The sequence below is a fragment of the Limnohabitans sp. TEGF005 genome (assembly GCF_055394835.1).
Window position 1 is genome coordinate 20,575 of record NZ_AP029226.1, and the last position, 17,501, is coordinate 38,075.

General features: G+C 60.6%; 16 protein-coding genes. 12 read left to right on the forward strand and 4 right to left on the reverse strand.

The window, feature by feature from the left end:
* Positions 1 to 75: 75 nt before the first annotated feature.
* The 3 genes from yajC to secF all read left to right on the forward strand — a co-directional run bounded on the left by yajC (position 76) and on the right by secF (position 3,322).
* On the forward strand, positions 76 to 408 hold the full coding sequence (gene yajC, locus ACZ5RG_RS00090) for a preprotein translocase subunit YajC (RefSeq protein WP_019431033.1): 333 nt from the start codon (positions 76 to 78) through the stop codon (positions 406 to 408).
* A 70-nt stretch (positions 409 to 478) separates the two neighbouring features.
* Entirely contained in the window at positions 479 to 2,359 is a 1,881-nt protein-coding gene (secD, locus tag ACZ5RG_RS00095) for a protein translocase subunit SecD (RefSeq protein ID WP_464447487.1), read from the forward strand.
* 12 nt (positions 2,360 to 2,371) lie between these two features.
* A complete protein-coding gene (gene secF, locus ACZ5RG_RS00100; protein WP_298598885.1) occupies positions 2,372 to 3,322 on the forward strand; it encodes a protein translocase subunit SecF in 951 nt (316 codons plus the stop codon).
* Between the two features lie 388 nt (positions 3,323 to 3,710).
* Here the strand turns inward: secF and dprA are convergent, their stop codons facing one another.
* Both dprA and ACZ5RG_RS00110 read right to left on the reverse strand, forming a co-directional pair.
* On the reverse strand, positions 3,711 to 4,907 hold the full coding sequence (dprA, locus tag ACZ5RG_RS00105; protein WP_464447488.1) for a DNA-processing protein DprA: 1,197 nt from the start codon (positions 4,905 to 4,907) through the stop codon (positions 3,711 to 3,713).
* Positions 4,908 to 5,011: 104 nt separating this feature from the next.
* A complete protein-coding gene (locus ACZ5RG_RS00110) occupies positions 5,012 to 5,740 on the reverse strand; it encodes a phosphatase PAP2 family protein (RefSeq protein ID WP_298598883.1) in 729 nt (242 codons plus the stop codon).
* 213 nt (positions 5,741 to 5,953) lie between these two features.
* On the opposite strand from ACZ5RG_RS00110, the gene ACZ5RG_RS00115 reads away from it, so the two are divergent.
* The 6 genes from ACZ5RG_RS00115 (at position 5,954) to ACZ5RG_RS00140 (ending at position 11,529) form a co-directional block, all read left to right on the forward strand.
* Positions 5,954 to 7,564: a phosphoethanolamine transferase gene (locus ACZ5RG_RS00115; RefSeq protein WP_464447489.1), complete on the forward strand. Its 1,611-nt coding sequence runs from the start codon at positions 5,954 to 5,956 to the stop codon at positions 7,562 to 7,564.
* A gap of 94 nt (positions 7,565 to 7,658) precedes the next feature.
* Positions 7,659 to 8,165, forward strand: coding sequence for a peptide deformylase (gene def / locus ACZ5RG_RS00120; RefSeq protein WP_298598879.1), 507 nt, complete (start codon positions 7,659 to 7,661; stop codon positions 8,163 to 8,165).
* A gap of 7 nt (positions 8,166 to 8,172) precedes the next feature.
* A complete protein-coding gene (gene fmt, locus ACZ5RG_RS00125) occupies positions 8,173 to 9,150 on the forward strand; it encodes a methionyl-tRNA formyltransferase (RefSeq protein WP_464447490.1) in 978 nt (325 codons plus the stop codon).
* Positions 9,150 to 9,881, forward strand: coding sequence for an AzlC family ABC transporter permease (locus ACZ5RG_RS00130; protein ID WP_298598874.1), 732 nt, complete (start codon positions 9,150 to 9,152; stop codon positions 9,879 to 9,881). The genes fmt and ACZ5RG_RS00130 overlap by 1 nt, the downstream gene beginning before the upstream one ends.
* Positions 9,878 to 10,225 (forward strand): AzlD domain-containing protein, encoded by a 348-nt coding sequence (locus ACZ5RG_RS00135; protein ID WP_315237272.1) that lies wholly within the window; start codon positions 9,878 to 9,880, stop codon positions 10,223 to 10,225. The genes ACZ5RG_RS00130 and ACZ5RG_RS00135 overlap by 4 nt, the downstream gene beginning before the upstream one ends.
* A gap of 110 nt (positions 10,226 to 10,335) precedes the next feature.
* The gene (locus ACZ5RG_RS00140) at positions 10,336 to 11,529 is read left to right on the forward strand and encodes a phosphoglycerate kinase (protein WP_312261035.1); all 1,194 of its coding nucleotides are present in this window, start codon (positions 10,336 to 10,338) and stop codon (positions 11,527 to 11,529) included.
* 234 nt (positions 11,530 to 11,763) lie between these two features.
* On the opposite strand, the gene ACZ5RG_RS00145 is transcribed toward ACZ5RG_RS00140, so the two are convergent.
* Positions 11,764 to 12,879 (reverse strand): fatty acid desaturase, encoded by a 1,116-nt coding sequence (locus tag ACZ5RG_RS00145; RefSeq protein ID WP_464447491.1) that lies wholly within the window; start codon positions 12,877 to 12,879, stop codon positions 11,764 to 11,766.
* A gap of 236 nt (positions 12,880 to 13,115) precedes the next feature.
* Here ACZ5RG_RS00145 and pyk point away from each other — a divergent pair, with 236 nt between their 5' ends.
* The 3 genes from pyk (at position 13,116) to ACZ5RG_RS00160 (ending at position 16,857) form a co-directional block, all read left to right on the forward strand.
* A complete protein-coding gene (pyk, locus tag ACZ5RG_RS00150) occupies positions 13,116 to 14,549 on the forward strand; it encodes a pyruvate kinase (RefSeq protein WP_298598862.1) in 1,434 nt (477 codons plus the stop codon).
* Positions 14,550 to 14,766: 217 nt separating this feature from the next.
* Positions 14,767 to 15,831 (forward strand): class II fructose-bisphosphate aldolase, encoded by a 1,065-nt coding sequence (fba, locus tag ACZ5RG_RS00155; protein WP_312261040.1) that lies wholly within the window; start codon positions 14,767 to 14,769, stop codon positions 15,829 to 15,831.
* 117 nt (positions 15,832 to 15,948) lie between these two features.
* Positions 15,949 to 16,857 (forward strand): phosphoribosylaminoimidazolesuccinocarboxamide synthase, encoded by a 909-nt coding sequence (locus ACZ5RG_RS00160; protein ID WP_312261042.1) that lies wholly within the window; start codon positions 15,949 to 15,951, stop codon positions 16,855 to 16,857.
* Positions 16,858 to 16,930: 73 nt separating this feature from the next.
* On the opposite strand, the gene ACZ5RG_RS00165 is transcribed toward ACZ5RG_RS00160, so the two are convergent.
* The gene (locus ACZ5RG_RS00165; protein WP_464447492.1) at positions 16,931 to 17,290 is read right to left on the reverse strand and encodes a hypothetical protein; all 360 of its coding nucleotides are present in this window, start codon (positions 17,288 to 17,290) and stop codon (positions 16,931 to 16,933) included.
* Between the last annotated feature and the right edge of the window lie 211 nt (positions 17,291 to 17,501).

Consider the following 17,501-nt stretch of genomic DNA (forward strand, 5'->3'; position numbering starts at 1 on the left):
ACAATGGCGGCTTCGTCCGCGGGGCGCGCACGCGTCACCCGATCAAACCCGAATTTGCCTTTTTGTGGAGCTTCCATGTTCATTTCTTCCGCTTTTGCCCAAACCGCTCCAGCCGCTGCCGCTGGTGGCGACATGCAGTCCACTTTGATGAGCATGTTGCCTTTGCTGTTGATGTTTGCGGTCTTGTATTTCGTCATGATCCGCCCCCAAATGAAAAAGCAAAAAGAGCACCGCAGCATGATCGATGCCTTGGCTAAAGGCGACGAAATCGTGACCGCTGGTGGTTTGCTGGGCAAAGTCAGCAAGATCGGTGACGCCTACATTGGTGTGGAATTGACGGCTGGCGTCGAAGTGCAAATGCAGCGCAGCGCGGTGGTTCAGGTCTTGCCTAAAGGCACCCTGAAGTAATTTACCCGGGCTCATCCATGGGGCTTTGGCCGTTGCCGGCCCCGATTTTTCATCCTGCACGCGAGTCACTATGAACCGTTACCCGGTCTGGAAATACGCGATCATCGTGATCGCCATGTTGCTGGGGGTGGTCTACACCCTGCCCAACTTTTTTGGTGAAGCCCCTGCGGTGCAGGTCTCGTCGGCCAAAGCGACCATCAAGGTTGACACCCAGGCTCTGCAAAAGGTCGAAGACGCCCTGAAGGCCGCTTCGGTCATCCCCCAAACAGTGAGTCTGGAGGGTGGCTCGATCCGGGCCCGCTTCGAGAACACCGACCAGCAACTCAAGGCCAAAGACGCGATTCAAAAGGCCTTGATCCCTGACGGGGCCGATCCCCAGTTTGTGGTGGCTTTGAATTTGGTGTCGCGCTCACCCGCCTGGTTGACGGCCTTGCACGCTTCGCCCATGTATTTGGGCTTGGACTTGCGCGGGGGCGTGCACTTCATGTTGCAGGTCGACATGCAGGCCGCGTTGACGCAAAAGGTGGAGGCCATCACGGGTGACCTGCGCAGCCTGCTGCGCGAAAAAGACGTGCGCCATGGCGGTATCAGTCGCAATGGCCAAACCATCGAAGTCCGTCTGCGCGATGCGCAACAGCTTGAAGCCGCCAAGCGCGTGTTGTCGGCCCAATTTCCGGATTTGCAGACGCAAGACGCGGCAGACGGCAGCGAGTTCCGCCTGACCGCCAGCATCAAGCCCGAAGCGGCCCGCAAGGTGCAAGAGCAGGCTTTGAAGCAAAACATCACCACGCTGCACAACCGGATCAACGAGCTGGGCGTGGCCGAGCCGGTGATTCAGCAGCAAGGTCTGGACCGCATCGTGGTGCAGTTGCCCGGTGTGCAGGACACGGCCAAGGCCAAAGACATTTTGGGCCGCACCGCCACGCTCGAAGTGCGCATGGTGGACGAGAGCACCGAAGCGCGTGGTGCAGAGCAAGCGGGCGGCATCGTGCCGTTTGGCGCTGAACGCTACTTGGAGCGCGATGGTCGCCCCTTGATCGTCAAAAAACAAGTGGTGCTCACCGGTGACAACCTGACCGATGCGCAACCGGGTTTTGATGGACAGACCCAAGAGCCGGTCGTCAACCTGACGCTGGACGCCAAGGGCGCACGCATCTTCAAGGACGTGACGCGCGACAACGTGGGCAAGCGCATGGCCATCATCTTGTTCGAAAAGGGCAAGGGCGAAGTGGTGACGGCACCGGTGATTCGCGCCGAAATCGGTGGCGGCCGTGTGCAGATTTCTGGCCGCATGACCACCGCCGAAGCCAACGACACGGCGCTGCTTTTGCGTGCAGGTTCTTTGGCTGCGCCGATGGAGATCATTGAAGAGCGCACCATTGGCCCCAGCCTGGGTGCCGAAAACATCGCCAAAGGTTTCAACAGCGTGACCTGGGGTTTCTTGGTGATCGTGGCTTTCATGGTGGTTTATTACGCCATGTTCGGCCTGTTCTCGGGCATTGCGCTGGGCGTGAACTTGCTGTTCTTGGTGGCCATTTTGTCGATGCTGCAAGCGACCTTGACCTTGCCCGGCATGGCCGCGATGGCGCTGGCTTTGGGCATGGCGATCGACTCGAACGTGTTGATCAACGAGCGTGTGCGTGAAGAGCTGCGCAACGGGGTCAGCCCGCAAGCGGCCATTCATGCCGGTTACGACCGCGCTTGGGCCACGATTTTTGACTCCAACATCACCACCTTGATCGCGGGCGTGGCCTTGTTGGCCTTTGGTTCTGGCCCGGTGCGCGGCTTTGCGGTGGTGCACTGCATCGGCATTTTGACCAGCATGTTCTCGGCCGTGTTCTTTTCGCGCGGCCTGGTCAACCTCTGGTACGGCGGCAAAAAGAAACTCAAATCGGTGTCGATTGGCACCGTGTGGCGGCCTGACGCTGGCACTGCGGTGAAGGCCGATTAAGGGGACAGGACCATGGAATTATTCAAAATCAAAAAAGACATCCCGTTCATGAAGAACGCGTTGGTGTTCAACGCGATCTCCTTCGTCACTTTTGCGCTGGCGGTGTTCTTTTTGTTCAGCCGTGGCCTGCACCTGTCGGTGGAGTTCACGGGTGGCACGCTGATGGAAGTCAGTTACAGCCAGCCCGCAGACTTGCAAAAGGTGCGCGGCACGGTGAGCACGCTGGGATTTTCTGAAGTGCAGGTGCAAAACTTTGGTTCGGCACGCGATGTGATGATCCGTTTGCCCGCGCAAAAAGGCGTGAGCTCGGCACAGCAAAGCGACAAGGTGTTGGCGGCCTTGAAGGCTGATAGCCCCGATGTCACGCTGCGCCGCACCGAGTTTGTGGGTCCCCAAGTGGGCGACGAGCTGGCCGAAGACGGCTTGAAGGCGCTGGGCTTTGTGGTGCTGGGCATCATGATTTACTTGGCCATCCGCTTCGAGTGGAAGTTCGCGGTCTCGGCCATCATCGCCAACTTGCACGACGTGATCATCATCTTGGGCTTTTTTGCCTTCTTCCAGTGGGAGTTTTCACTGGCGGTGTTGGCGGCGGTGCTGGCGGTGCTGGGTTACTCGGTCAACGAATCGGTGGTGATTTTTGACCGGATCCGCGAGAACTTCCGCCGTTACCGCAAGATGAACACCGTCGAGATCATCGACAACGCGATCACATCGACCATCAGCCGCACCATCATCACCCATGGTTCGACCCAGATCATGGTGCTGTCGATGCTGCTGTTCGGTGGCGAGACGCTGCACTACTTCGCCATGGCCTTGACCATCGGCATTCTGTTCGGCATTTACTCGTCGGTGTTTGTGGCGGCCGCCATTGCCATGTGGCTGGGCATTCAGCGCGAAGACCTGATCAAGCCGCTCAAGAAAGACAACGACCCCGGCGACGAAAATTCGGGCGCAGTGGTCTGACCCTCCCAAGCCGGGCTTGATTGCCGGCATGCCCGGCGTAAATGTCTTCACACCCTACAGCCTTGTGCCGCACCTGGCCTCAATGTCGTTATGCCCTGCAGTGTTGTTGGCGCAGCTGTCATTCCCCGCAGTGTTGTTGCCGCAGCTGTCATCAATGCTGTCATGCCCGGCCTGACCGGGTATCTATCTGCAACGAAGGCATGGACCCCCGATCAAGTCGGGGGTGACAACGTCACAAGTCGCGGGTGACAACGTCACAAGTCAGGGGTGACAACATCGTCGCGGGTGACAACGTCGCAAGTCAGGGGTGACAACGTCGTCGCGGGTGACGGCGTCAATAAGTCGCGGGTGACAACGTCATAAGTCGGGAGTGACGAAGCCAGTCAGCCTATCCCGCCCCTACCCGCTGAAACAGCCCACCCGGCAAGCGCCCCACTTGTCCCAGCAGTTCCAGCTCCAGCAATTGCGCTTGCAGCTGTGCGGTGCTCCAGCCGCAGCGGGCTTGCAGGGCGTCCAGACTCACCGGGTCGTGGCCCAAAGCGCGGAGCAGCGCATCGTCGGATTCGTCGGAATATGTGCCCCGCGTTTCGCCGTCCACAGCGCCGTCCGCAGCGCTGTCCAGTGCCAAGGGTACTGCCCGCATCGGGTCGGGCAGGTGCAGTTCTTCCAGTACGTCTTGTGCGGACTCCACCAGTTTGGCCCCTTGCTTGATGAGCCAATGACAGCCTTTGGATTGGGCCGAGTGAATGGAGCCCGGGATGGCCATCACATCGCGGCCTTGCTCGAGTGCTTGCTTGGCGGTGATGAGTGAGCCCGATTGCAAGGCCGCCTCAACCACCAGTGTGGCTTGCGCCAAGCCCGAAATCAGCCGGTTGCGGCGCGGAAAATTAGGGGCCAGTGGGGGTGTGCCCAGAGGGTATTCGCTGAGGATCAGCCCCCTTTGGGCAATCTGGTGCGCCAGGTCGCGGTGCTGGCGCGGATAAACCCGGTCCAGCCCAGTGCCGACCACGGCGATGGTGGGCAGGTGGCCGTCCAGTGCGCTCACCTCATGCGCACCCAACAGCGCACCTTCATGTGCCGCGCCATCCACACCCAGCGCCATGCCGGAGATGACGGTCAGTCCGCTGCCGGCCAGGCTGCGGGCAAATTCGCGGGCATTGATCAGGCCTTGGGGCGTCGGGTTGCGGCTGCCGACCATGGCCACCGTGCGCGTCGCTTGCAGCTTCGACAGGGCGTGGGTCTGGCCCATGGCGTACAGCATCATCGGTGGATCGGGGATGTCCAGCAAAGCGCCGGGGTAGTCGGCATCGCCGAGCGTGACCACGGCCCGGCCAATGCCTGCTTCTGGGGTGGCTTGGAGCCAGCGCCAGGTTTCGTCGGTCAGTTCGGGCCAGCCCAGGGGCGTTTCACGCAGCGCCTTGGCTTGCAGTGCCGATACAACTTGGCGCAAGCCTGACTCGGCTTGACCAAAGATCGCATCGGGTTCGCCAAATGCGGCCAGCAAGCGCCTGGCGGCGTCAGGCCCGATGCCGGGCGTGAGCGCAAGGCGCAGCCAAGAGCCCAATGCTTGGGGGGTGTTCACCATCATGTCTCCCTGCGCAGCCTTGTTGGCTGTCTGTGCAGGCATTGTGGGCCAAACCCGGTGTGCTGCCTAGGGTTCTAGCTGAGGGCGCTAGCGTGGTCGCGGGCTTAAGGGTGGCGGCTTTGCCGTTGGTGAGCCAGCCAGCCAAACAACAAGTGGTTGGCCACAGCCACCGCCCAGCAGATGAAGCCTGTCCAGAAGGTGTGGCTGGGGTAGTGCGCGCCACGCAAGGTTTGTGTGAGGCCTAAAACCAGGCCGGTCACAAGCACGCCGACCAGGATGCGTCGCCCCAGTGCGCGTTGAGCCGCTAACCCTGAACCGAGCCACGGCAAAGCCAAGCCGACAAAGGCAAGGGCCGATGAAGCGTGTCCGCCAGGGAAACAATGGCCTGCGCCACCATCCAGCACGCCCCAATGCCAGTGCGATACATAGCTTGCTGCACCGCCAAAATCTTGCAAATCCCATGGACAACTGGTCAGGCTGAAGCGCTTGAGGGTGCTGATGGTGATGAGCCCCAGCGTGATGCCCGTCATGATTTCGCTGCGTTGCAAGCGGGTCAACTGGCGCATCGCGCCTTGCGGCCACCAGACCATGACCAGAAGGCCGAGGTAGACCCAGATGGCCAGTTGTTTGGCCCGGGTGTGCAAAATTTCTTCCATCCACCAGTTGTCGCGCAGGCCAAAGCCGCTGCCGTCGGCAATCCAGTGCATCACCGTCCTGTCTAGGCCGGAAAAATCCCAAGCCAACAAGCACATCAAAGTGACCCAGGTGAACTGTCCCAGGCGCCTGGAAGGGCTGAGGTCGCCCGGGGTGGCGTAAGCGGTTGCTGGGGTCATGTGTCTTGAAGCGCGAGAAAAGCTGGAGCCCAGAATGTAATGGGCTTTGCACTGTGTGGGGCCAGACAGCCGGGTTTTGTCATGACAATGCCAGGCGCTTCAGCGCAACTTCATAGGCCGTGTCTAGAATCGAGCCCATTTGTATCTTGGATCTATCTTGTGACGGCCCCCATAAAGCTTATTTCTGCGCGTTCTGCCTGGCACCCCACGACCTTGCTGGCGGTCTTGACCGTCTGGTTGTGCACCGTGGGCAATTTCCCGTTCTGGATGGCCATCTGGAAGCTGCCTGAAACACAGGGTTTTCGTGCGCTGACCACCATGACCAGCCTGTGGCTGATTTTGGTGGGCTTGGTCGGCTGGTTTTTGTGCCTGTGGGTCTGGCCACGCTGGCTCAAGCCTGCGGCCATGGTGATGTTGCTGACGGCGACTTCCAGCAGTTATTTCATGCTCACTTATGGGGTGGTCATCGACCCCAGTATGTTGGCCAACGTGGTGCAAACCGATGTGCGCGAGGTGCGCGACCTGTTGTCGTGGACCATGCTGGCGGCCTTGGTGGTCGGGGTGGTGGTTCCCGCCATCTGGTTGTGGCGTCAGCCTGTTCGTGCCGTGAACGCCAAGCCGCTGATCTTGCGGCAATTGGGCGTGTCCTTGCTGGCCTTGCTGGTGGCCTTGGGCTTGTTCTGGATGTCCTTCCAGGACATCGCCTCACTGACGCGCAACCACAAGCATTTGCGCTACATGATCAACCCTTTTAACAGCGTGTACGCCATCGCCCGGCTGTTTGTGGGGCAAGCGGCTCAGGCCAGCCAGCCATTGCAGACGATTGGTGAAGACGCCCAACTGGTGGCCCCCGTTTCGACGCCAGACCAAGCGCCCTTGGTGGTGTTTGTCTTGGGCGAGACGGCCCGAGCCGCCAACTTTGGCTTGAGTGGTTATGCCCGCGATACCACGCCACAGTTGCGCCAATTGCAGGCGCAGGGTGACCTGACGTATTTCTCGGATGTGAAATCCTGTGGCACCAGCACGCAAGCTTCGGTGCCGTGCATGTTCTCGCATTTGGGCAAGGCGGCTTATGAGGGCAGCAACCAGCGTTTTGAGAGTGTGCTCGATGTCTTGCAGCGGGCCGGTTTGGCGGTGCTTTGGCTGGACAACCAGTCCGGTTGCAAAGGCGTGTGTGAACGCGTGCCGACGGTGTCCACCACAGCGCTGAAGGTGGCCGAGTTTTGCAAAGACGGTGAATGTTTGGACGAGGTGATGCTGCACGAGTTGCCCAAACAGCTGGCCGCGCTGGACCCGCTCAAGCGGGCCAAAGGCACGGTGGTGGTGATGCACCAGATGGGCAGCCACGGCCCGGCGTATTACAAGCGCTCGCCAGACGCGATCAAACAGTTCAAGCCCGAGTGCAGCAGCCACGCTTTGCAAAACTGCCCACCCGAGCAGATCGTCAATGCCTACGACAACTCGATTCTTTACGCCGACCATTTCATCGCCAAGACCGTGCACTGGCTGCAAGCCCAATCACGCCCCACCGCCTTGATGTACATGTCTGACCATGGCGAGTCTTTGGGCGAAAAAGGGCTTTATCTGCATGGCATGCCCTACAGCATGGCCCCGAAAGAGCAAACCCATGTGCCCATGGTGGTGTGGCTGTCCAAGCCCATGCAGCGTCAACGTGGCTGGAGCATGTCGTGCTTGCAGGCGCAAAGCGGCAAGGCCTTGTCGCACGACAACCTGTTTCACTCGGTGTTGGGCTTGACCCAAGTTAAAACCAGTCTGGCCAAGCCGGAGTTGGACATCTTTTCGACCTGTGCAGTCACCCGCTGAGCTTGCACGCAGCCACTGAGATGGCCGACTTTGGCAGATGCTTTGGAAATTGGGGACAATACGGCCCTGATTTCCTCTCCGTTTTGAGCACCCCATGGCCCTGCTTCCCATTCTTTGCTACCCCGATGCCCGCCTGCACAAGGTGGCCCAGCCCGTGCAAACGGTCGATGACCGCATTCGCGCCCTGATCGACGACATGCTGGCCACCATGTACGACGCCAGCGGCATTGGCCTGGCGGCGACGCAGATCGACGTGCATGAGCGTTTGGTGGTGATCGATGTGTCTGAAGAGCGCAATCAGCCCTTGGTGCTGATCAACCCCGAAATCACCTGGATGAGCGACGAGCGCGTCAAAGGCGAAGAAGGTTGCTTGTCGGTGCCGGGCATTTACGACGGCGTGGAACGCGCCACCGCGGTCAAGGTCACGGCGCTGGACCGCCACGGCAAGTCGCAAAGCCTGGAGGCCGAGGGCATGCTGGCCATTTGCATTCAGCACGAGCTGGACCACCTGCTGGGCAAAGTGTTTGTCGAATACCTGTCGCCGCTCAAGCAAGGCCGCATCAAGACCAAACTGGTCAAAGCCCAAAAAGCCGAGCGCTGAGCACGGCATGCGTTTGATTTTTGCGGGCACGCCCGAATTTGCCCAAGTGGCCATGGCCGCCTTGCACGCCGCAGGGCACGAGATCGTGCTGGTGCTGACCCAACCCGACCGCCCTGCTGGGCGCGGCATGAAACTCCAGCCTTCGCCCGTTAAACAATGGGCTTTGGACCACGCGGTGCCCGTGGCCCAGCCCCGCAGCTTGCGCCTGGATGGCAAATACCCCGAAGACGCCGCCGCCGCCCGCGAGGCCTTGCTGGCCGCCAAAGTCGACAAGCAGGCCGAGGCCATGGTCGTGGCCGCTTATGGCTTGATCTTGCCGCAGTGGACCTTGGACTTGCCACCCCGTGGCTGCCTCAACATCCACGCTTCGCTGCTGCCACGCTGGCGCGGTGCTGCGCCCATACACCGCGCCATTGAGGCTGGTGACACGCAAACCGGCATCACCATCATGCAGATGGACGCGGGACTGGACACGGGCGACATGCTGCTGGTGCGCCCCGAGGCCATCTTGCCGACCGACACCACCGCCGTGCTGCACGACCGCCTGGCTGCTTTGGGCGGCGAGGCCATCGTGCAGGCGGTGGCCTCGCTCGATGCCTTGACGCACGAAACCCAAGCGCTGGAGGGCGTGACCTACGCGCACAAGATCGAAAAAGCCGAAGCGGCTCTGGATTGGGCCTTGAGTGCCGAGGTGTTGGCCAGGCGCATCCGCGCGTTCGATCCCTTCCCGGGCATGACAGCGCCTTTGACGACGGCATCCGGCACAGAAACCCTCAAGCTCTGGCAGGCTGTGGCCGAGCCATTGCAGACCTTGGCCGAGCCCGGTACGGTGGTGCAGGCCGATGCCAGCGGCGTGCGAGTGGCCTGCGGGCAAGGCCAGCTGTGCCTGACGCAGTTGCAGCGCCCAGGCGGCAAGCGATTGAGTGCCGCCGACTTCTTGCGCGGTTGCCCCTTGCAGACCGGTCAGCGCCTGGTGGTGGCCTGATGTTTTTCCTTTCGCGCCTGTACCGTCACCCCGCCTTTGTGGTGGGCATGCGCGAGGTGTCGCCGCAGTCGCCGGGCATTGCCGCTTGGGGCCTGATGACCGGCGTGGCCATGGTCAAGTCGGGCATGAGTGTGTTCGAAGCCAGCGCCATGACGCTGTTGGTCTTTGCGGGCAGCTCGCAGCTGGCATCGATTCCGCTCATCGTGGCGGGTGCGCCCGCCTGGGTGATTTTGGCCACGGGGTTTTGCGTCAATTTGCGCTTTGTCGTGTTCAGCCTGCACCTGCGGCCTTTCCTCATCCACCTGCCGCGTTGGCAGCGCATGTTCCACGCCTACCTGACGGCCGACATCAGTTACGTGCTGTTCACCCGCAAATACGCGCAACCGGGCCAGACCGCGCAAGAGCGGCACGAGCAAGAGGCTTACTTGGCGGGCAACGATTTCCTCAACTGGTTGTCTTGGATCGTGGCGAGTTTTGTGGGCATCGCATTGGCCAACCTGATCCCGCCCAGCTGGGGCTTGGGCTTTGCGGGCATTTTGTGCCTGCTGGGCATCCAGTGTTCCTTGGCCAGTTCGCGCATGCGCATGTTGTCGGCTGCGGTGGCGGGTGTGGCGGCGGTGGTGGCCTACAGCTTGCCACTCAAGCTCAACATCGTGGTGGCGATTGCCGTGGCCGTGGTTTTGTGCCTGACGGTCGAAAAAATTCGGCCTAGCCCGGGAGCTCCCGCATGAGCCTGCAATGGGGTGGCACCGATCTTTGGACTTTGGCGGTCATCGTCGGGCTGACACTGGTGACGGTGCTCACGCGCAGTTTCTTTTTCATCTCTAGCAAGAGCTGGCAGTTGCCCCACTGGGCACAGCGCGGCTTGCAATACGCACCCATTGCCGCTTTGTCGGCGGTGGTGGTGCCCGAAATCGTCACCGTGCAAGGCGTGCTGATCACCACCTGGCAAGACGCGCGCTTGTTTTCGGCCGTGGTCGGTACGGCTGTCTTTTTCTGGCGGCGCGATGTGCTGTTCACCATCATCGCGGGCATGGCCGTGTACCTGCCTTTGCATCTTGGCCTAGGCTGGTGATTCATGGGCCATCCCGGCGTTGTTCGGGGTTCGTACCGGCCAAGGTGTCAGCCGCTGTTCATGCCCGCTTTTAAAATCACAAAAAGTCACTTTCTCAACCGAGCCCCATCATGAACGTCATCCGCTTTTCTGATCTGTGTGCCAACGGCCAAGCCGCAGGCCAACGCGTTTTCATCCGTGCCGACCTGAACGTGCCGCAAGCCGACGATGGCAGCATCACCGAAGACACCCGTGTGCGGGCCAGCGTGCCCTGCATCCAGATGGCGCTGGCCGCTGGCGCGGCCGTCATGGTGACCAGCCACTTGGGTCGCCCCACCGAAGGCGAGTTCAAGCCCGAAGACTCGTTGGCCCCGGTGGCCAAGCGTCTGGGTGAGTTGCTCGGCCGTGATGTGCCGCTGGTGGCCAACTGGGTCGATGGCGTGACCGTGGCCCCTGGCCAGGTTGTGCTGCTCGAGAACTGCCGCGTCAACAAGGGCGAGAAAAAGAACAACGAAGAACTGGCCCGCAAGATGGCCGCGCTGTGCGACATCTACGTGAACGACGCTTTTGGCACCGCCCACCGCGCCGAAGGCACCACCTACGGCATTGCCCAGTTCGCCCCCATCGCTTGCGCTGGCCCCCTGCTGGCCGCCGAGATCGACGCCATCGGCAAAGCCCTGGCCAACCCGAAGCGCCCGCTGGCGGCCATCGTGGCGGGCAGCAAAGTCAGCACCAAGCTGACCATCCTCAAAAGCCTGTCGCAAAACGTGGACCAACTGATCGTGGGCGGCGGCATTGCCAACACCTTCATGCTGGCCGCAGGCCTGAACATTGGCAAAAGCCTGGCCGAAGCCGACTTGGTGGACGAGGCCAAGGCGGTGATCGACGCCATGAAAGCCCGTGGTGCCGAAGTGCCGATCCCGACCGATGTGGTCACGGCCAAGACCTTTGCGGCTGACGCAGTGGCCACGGTGAAAAAAGCCACCGAAGTGGAAGACGACGACCTGATTCTGGACATCGGCCCCGAGACAGCCGCCAAATTGGCCGCTCAGCTCAAGCAGGCGGGCACCATTGTCTGGAATGGCCCGGTGGGCGTGTTCGAGTTCGCCGCCTTTGAAAACGGCACCAAGGTCATCGCGCAAGCGATTGCCGAGTCGAGTGCTTTCAGCATTGCAGGCGGTGGTGACACCCTGGCCGCGATTGCCAAATACGGCATTGAAAAGCAGGTGGGTTACATCTCGACAGGTGGCGGCGCGTTCCTCGAAATCCTCGAAGGCAAGACCTTGCCCGCGTTCGAGATTCTGGCCAAGCGCGCTGCGGGTTGAAGTTGCCGTCGGGACAGCCAGGAGCCAAGTGGGTCCATGGATCTCCAAGTGGGTCCATGGATCTTTTTGTCACCCCCGACTTGATCGGGGGTCCATGCCTTTGGTGGCCATGGATACCCGCGTTCGCTGGCATGACAAGACCAGGTGCCCCTGACCAAGCTGGACATGAGCTGCTTGCGCCCAACAAAAAACCCCGCATGGCGGGGTTTTTTGTGGTTTCAAACGAATGATCGTTCAGGCTTGCGCTGTGGCGGGCAGGTTGCCCCGTACCGGGCTGGTCATGTTGCCCTTGAAGTCGGTCCAGCACTCGCGTGTGAAGTCGTACATCTTGCAGTTCTTAGCGGTCTCGAAGTACCACTTCCAAGAGAAGCGCTGCACGATGATGCGGCCAGGCAACATCTCTTCGAGCTTGGCCTGCGCTTGCTTCAAACGGTACAGCGGGATGCTCATGTCCACATGGTGTGCGGTGTGCTCCATGATGTGGTGCATCAGTGCGCCGATGTTGAACGGGAAGGTCAGGTGCACGGTGGTGGACACAAAGGGCGCGGCCTTGGTCCAGGCGGCTTTGTTGTCGTGCCAAGACACTTTGACGTGCGTGTGGTGCACATACACCACAAAACCGATCATGGTGTTCCAAAAGAAGAACGGCACGGCAAAACCCAGCAAAACCGACAGCCAAACCGATTGGCCGGTGTAGACGGCCGCCGCCGCGAGGGTGGCGATCCAGAAGGCGGCAAACAGGGTGACCAGCAAGCTGTCCTTGAAGAAAATCGGACGGCGTGTAGGCATGTGGCTCTTATTTGGAAAGAACTCGCGCTTCCACCAGATCTCGATCATGTAATACAAACCAGGAGCCCAGCCGCTGCGGTAGGCGCGCTGCAGCAGGCGTTGCATGGGGCTGAGGGCCTCAAACTCTGTCGCTGTCAGGGGTGTCCAGACAAAGTCCACGCCCTTCAGATTGGTGTAGCCGTGGTGCACCACGTTGTGGCCGGTGTCCCACAGGCTGTAGGGCGTGAGCGAGGGCAAAAACGCGATGCGGCCCAGCACCTTGTTGAGTTCGCGGCGGGGCGTCAGGCTCTGGTGGCAAGCGTCGTGGCCGATGATGAACAAACGGCCGATCACGAAGCCGGCGGCCAGCGCGCAAATCACTTTGGCCCAGACGGCATCCAGGGCGATGGTGCCTGTGATCAGGCTGAAAAACAGGGCGTAGTCCAGGATCAACAGCACAAAGGCCCGGACGGTGCTGCGCTCAGACAAGGGGATCAGCCATTCGCGCAAAGTTTTGCGGTGCGGCAGAGGCTGGTCCAAAGAAATGGGCTGGTCAGTAGTCGGTGTGTGCAATGCGGTCATGACGATTCTGTGTAGGTAGCTTGGGCATAAGTTTAGTCGCCCTGACATCTTGTTGGGCTGACAAGGATCAATTGAGGGGCCTCAGAGGGGGGGAATCGGCATATATCCCTGGACCTCTGGGCGGGGGCGTCGCCTCACCCTTGCTGCCCGGCGTCCAGGGTAGCGCAGCCAAAAGAACCCGTGATGTAACCGATTTCGTGTGAAAATTGAAACCAAATTACATGGAGATCTCTCGAATGACACGTCGTGCCACCAAAATTGTTGCCACCTTAGGCCCTGCTTCCAGCGATCCTGCCCTGCTCGAAGCCATGATCCGCGCCGGGGTCAACGTGGTGCGCCTGAACTTCAGCCACGGCAAGGCACAAGACCATGTGGACCGCGCCATTCTGGTGCGTGCAGCATCTCAGCGTGCTGGTCGCGAAGTGGCCATCATGGCCGACCTGCAAGGCCCCAAGATCCGCGTGGGCAAGTTTGCCGAAGGCAAAGTGATGCTGGAGCCGGGCGAGCCTTTTGTGCTGGACGCCTCGCGCACCGAACCCGGTGACTTGCAAGGTGTTGGCCTGGACTACAAGGAACTGCCCCGTGACGTGAAAGCGGGCGATGTGCTCTTGCTCAACGACGGCCTGATCGTGCTGACGGTCAACGCCGTCAAGGGCGAGCAGGTGCACACCACCGTCAAGCTCGGTGGCGAGCTGTCCAACAACAAGGGCATCAACAAACAAGGTGGCGGCCTGACGGCACCAGCCCTGACTGCCAAGGACATGGACGACATCAAGACCGCCATGAGCCTGCGTGCCGACTATGTGGCGGTGAGCTTTCCCAAAAACGCCACCGACATGGAAATGGCCCGCCAGCTGTGCAACGTGGCGGGGGCCGAATACGGCCACAAGCCCGGTTTGATCGCCAAGATCGAACGTGCCGAAGCCATTCCCCACCTCGAAGCGATCCTCAAGGCCAGCGACGGCATCATGGTCGCCCGGGGTGATTTGGCCGTCGAGGTGGGCAACGCCGCCGTGCCTGCACTGCAAAAACGCATGATCAAGCTGGCCAAGGTGCACGACAAGGTCGTTATCACCGCCACCCAGATGATGGAAAGCATGATCACCAACCCGGTGCCCACCCGCGCCGAGGTGTCCGATGTGGCCAACGCCGTGCTGGACGGCACCGACGCCGTGATGCTGAGCGCCGAGACCGCAGCGGGCAAATACCCGCTGGAAACCGTGGAAGAAATGGCCAAGATTTGTTTGGCTGCCGAAGGCGCTGAGGACGTGTTGCTGGACGCCGATTTCCGGGGCCAGTCTTTCAGCCGCATTGACCAGTCGATCGCCATGGGGGCCTTGTTCACAGCCCACCACTTGGGTGCCAAAGCCATCGTGGCCATGACCGAATCGGGTTCTACCGCACTGTGGATGAGCCGTCACCGGGTGCACATCCCGATCTACGCCCTGACCACCAAATTGACCTCGCAGCGCAAGATGGCCTTGTTTCGCAACGTGCGGCCTTTGTTGATGGACACCAGCGCCGACCGTGACACGGCCCTGGCCGAAGCCGAAACGCACCTGAAAAGCCGGGGCATTGTGGGTTCGGGCGATGTGTACGCCATCACCTGCGGTGAGCCCATGGGCTCGCCCGGTGGCACCAACATGCTCAAAATCTGCAAAGTCGCCTGACAGCGAGGGCCTCAAACGGCCCCTCTTGAGGGGCACGCCCGCCAAGCGGGCGGCCCTTCGGGCGGTTCGCGCAGACCCTGGACTCGCCAGCCGATGGTCTGCTGGCGGGCGAGTGGTTCAGGCCTGTGTCAGATCGAAACCTATAAAATCATGTCCAGTTACAAGCCGGGTACATCCCAGCTCGCCTGAATTTTCAACTTCCCGGGACATCACCACCATGGCACTCGTTTCAATGCGCGAGCTGCTGGACCACGCAGCCGTCAACGGCTACGGCATTCCAGCTTTCAACGTCAACAACCTAGAGCAAGTCCAGGCCGTCATGACCGCTGCCGACGAGGTCGGTGCGCCGGTCATCCTGCAGGCCAGCGCGGGCGCTCGCAAATACGCGGGTGAGCCTTTCATCAAACATTTGATTCAAGCCGCGACCGAGCAGTGGCCGCACATTCCACTGGTCATGCACCAGGACCACGCCCAAAGCCCGGCGGTTTGCCAAGGCGCCATGAACCTCGGTTTTTCTTCGGTGATGATGGACGGTTCCTTGCTCGAAGACGGCAAAACCCCAGCCGATTTTGCGTACAACGTTGATGTGACCCGCCGCGTGGTCGAAATGGCCCACAAGCTGGGCGTGTCGGTCGAGGGCGAGCTGGGCTGTCTGGGCAACCTCGAAACCGGCGAGGCCGGTGAAGAAGACGGCATTGGCGCGGTGGGCAAACTGGACCACAGCCAGATGCTGACCGACCCCGAAGAAGCCGCGCAGTTCGTCAAGGCCACAGGCCTGGATGCTTTGGCCATTGCCATTGGCACCAGCCACGGGGCTTACAAGTTCAGCCGCAAGCCCACGGGCGACATTCTGGCCATCTCGCGGGTCAAAGAAATCCACGCCCGCATCCCCAACACCCATCTGGTGATGCATGGCTCGTCCAGCGTGCCGCAAGAGTTGCTGGCCATGATCAACCAGTACGGTGGTCAGATGAAGCAAACCTACGGCGTGCCGGTCGAGGAAATCCAGGAAGCCATCAAGTTTGGTGTGCGCAAAATCAACATCGACACCGACATCCGCTTGGCCATGACGGCCGCTTGCCGCAAGTTTTTGTTTGAAAACCCTGAGAAATTTGACGCCCGCGAATGGCTCAAGCCCGCCCGCGAAGCGGCCAAACAGTTGTGCAAGCAGCGTTACTTGGAGTTCGGCTGCGAAGGCCAGGCCCCCAAGATCAAGGGCGAGACCCTGCAAGTGGTCGCTGCCCGCTACGCCAAGGGCGAACTGGCCCAAGTGGTCCGTTGATGCGTGTGCCCTGCAGTACCAATAGTGTGCTGCCGGTCCTGCGATAATTGACCCGAATGGCCCGTTGCCTGTTCAACGGGCCTTTTTCTTTTTTGTTGTTGCTTGACTGTTTTTGCCATGACCTCTGCCCTCCACACCTCGGCCCTGACTTCCTTGCCCCTGCTGGCCCGTGGCAAGGTGCGCGACAACTATGCCGTGGGCGACGACCGCATTCTGATGGTGGCGTCTGACCGCATCAGCGCGTTCGACGTGATCATGGGCGAGCCGATTCCCGGCAAAGGCGTGCTGTTGACGCAAATGGCGCTGTTTTGGTTTGACCAGCTTGGCCCCAAGGGCTTGAACATTTGCCCCATCCACCTGACGGGCGATGCCCCTGAGAGCGTGGTGTCGGCCGATGAGGTGTCGCAGGTGCAAGGCCGCTCCATGCTGGTCAAGCGCCTCAAGCCCATTCCGGTCGAAGCGGTGGTACGCGGCTACCTGGCCGGCAGCGGTTGGAAGGAATATCAGGACAACCAGGCGGTGTGCGGCGTGAAGTTGCCTGCAGGCCTGAAAAATGCCAGCCTCTTGCCCGAACCGATTTACACCCCTGCTGCCAAAGCCGCCGTGGGCGAGCACGATGAAAACATCACCTTCGAGCAAACGGTGGACATGATTGGCGCCGATTTGGCAGGCCGTATCCGCGACATCAGCATCCAGTTGTACAAGGCGGCCCGCGACATCGCGGCGACCAAAGGCATCATCATTGCCGATACCAAATTCGAATTTGGTCTGGACGCCGACGGCACGCTGGTCTTGATGGACGAGGTGCTGACACCCGACTCTTCGCGTTACTGGCCTGCCGAAAGCTATGTGGAAGGGGCCAACCCCCCCAGCTACGACAAGCAGTTTTTGCGCGACTGGCTGGAAACGGCGCAGGTCAATGGCAAGCCTTGGGACAAAACCCCACCTGCACCCCGTTTGCCGCGTGAGGTGATTGAGAAAACGGCCGCCAAATACGAAGAAGCCATGAACAAGCTGATGGCCTGAACCAACTCAGGCATTCTGAAACCCAGAGAAAAGGCGCTGCATGGCAGCGCCTTTGACATGGGGGAATGCGAAATCAGCCAGCCAAGGCCAGCAGGGTCATGGCGTCCATGAGCAAAGTGGTGCTGGCCACCAGCATGCTGGCGAAGGCGACAGAACGGCCGCGTGGGTGCAGTGCGGCCCCCCAGAAGGCCGACAGGCACACCAGCTCCAGGCTGCCGCGCAGCCAAAAGTAGCGGCTGCTGCCCACCAAGCTGGCGGTTTCTGGGCTCATGAGCACGCCATACAGAAAAATGCCTTTGACCAACCAAAGCGCTGCACCCACATGCAGCACATGCAGCCAGAGGCGGGCACCCCAACCCGCACCACGCGCAGGCGCAGAACCCAGCAGGCATTGCAGCTCTTCAGGGGTGATCAAGGGTTGAGTGCGTGGCATATGAAAATGAATCACAAAGTGGTGTTCTGGATTCTAGGTGCGTAGCTCCTTGGACTGTCTTTGGCATGGGTTGATGGCCTTGCAAATCCGTAAGTGTCTGTAACGCCAGGTATTACATGGCGATTGAAAATGCCATTTAAGTCAATTCGCATTGACGTTTTGAGTCATGCGTCACAGTCGACGGCGATGAAAAAGGCCCGGAAAGCCTGCA

What these genes read in the sequence shown, in the direction of transcription:
- yajC (WP_019431033.1), top strand. Translation starts at nt 76, where the DNA reads ATGTTCATTTCTTCCGCTTTTGCCCAAACCGCTCCAGCCGCTGCCGCT.
- secD (WP_464447487.1), top strand. Translation starts at nt 479, where the DNA reads ATGAACCGTTACCCGGTCTGGAAATACGCGATCATCGTGATCGCCATG.
- secF (WP_298598885.1), top strand. Translation starts at nt 2,372, where the DNA reads ATGGAATTATTCAAAATCAAAAAAGACATCCCGTTCATGAAGAACGCG.
- dprA (WP_464447488.1), bottom strand. Translation starts at nt 4,907, where the DNA reads ATGGTGAACACCCCCCAAGCATTGGGCTCTTGGCTGCGCCTTGCGCTC.
- ACZ5RG_RS00110 (WP_298598883.1), bottom strand. Translation starts at nt 5,740, where the DNA reads ATGACCCCAGCAACCGCTTACGCCACCCCGGGCGACCTCAGCCCTTCC.
- def (WP_298598879.1), top strand. Translation starts at nt 7,659, where the DNA reads ATGGCCCTGCTTCCCATTCTTTGCTACCCCGATGCCCGCCTGCACAAG.
- fmt (WP_464447490.1), top strand. Translation starts at nt 8,173, where the DNA reads ATGCGTTTGATTTTTGCGGGCACGCCCGAATTTGCCCAAGTGGCCATG.
- ACZ5RG_RS00130 (WP_298598874.1), top strand. Translation starts at nt 9,150, where the DNA reads ATGTTTTTCCTTTCGCGCCTGTACCGTCACCCCGCCTTTGTGGTGGGC.
- ACZ5RG_RS00135 (WP_315237272.1), top strand. Translation starts at nt 9,878, where the DNA reads ATGAGCCTGCAATGGGGTGGCACCGATCTTTGGACTTTGGCGGTCATC.
- ACZ5RG_RS00140 (WP_312261035.1), top strand. Translation starts at nt 10,336, where the DNA reads ATGAACGTCATCCGCTTTTCTGATCTGTGTGCCAACGGCCAAGCCGCA.
- ACZ5RG_RS00145 (WP_464447491.1), bottom strand. Translation starts at nt 12,879, where the DNA reads ATGACCGCATTGCACACACCGACTACTGACCAGCCCATTTCTTTGGAC.
- pyk (WP_298598862.1), top strand. Translation starts at nt 13,116, where the DNA reads ATGACACGTCGTGCCACCAAAATTGTTGCCACCTTAGGCCCTGCTTCC.
- fba (WP_312261040.1), top strand. Translation starts at nt 14,767, where the DNA reads ATGGCACTCGTTTCAATGCGCGAGCTGCTGGACCACGCAGCCGTCAAC.
- ACZ5RG_RS00160 (WP_312261042.1), top strand. Translation starts at nt 15,949, where the DNA reads ATGACCTCTGCCCTCCACACCTCGGCCCTGACTTCCTTGCCCCTGCTG.
- ACZ5RG_RS00165 (WP_464447492.1), bottom strand. Translation starts at nt 17,290, where the DNA reads ATGCCACGCACTCAACCCTTGATCACCCCTGAAGAGCTGCAATGCCTG.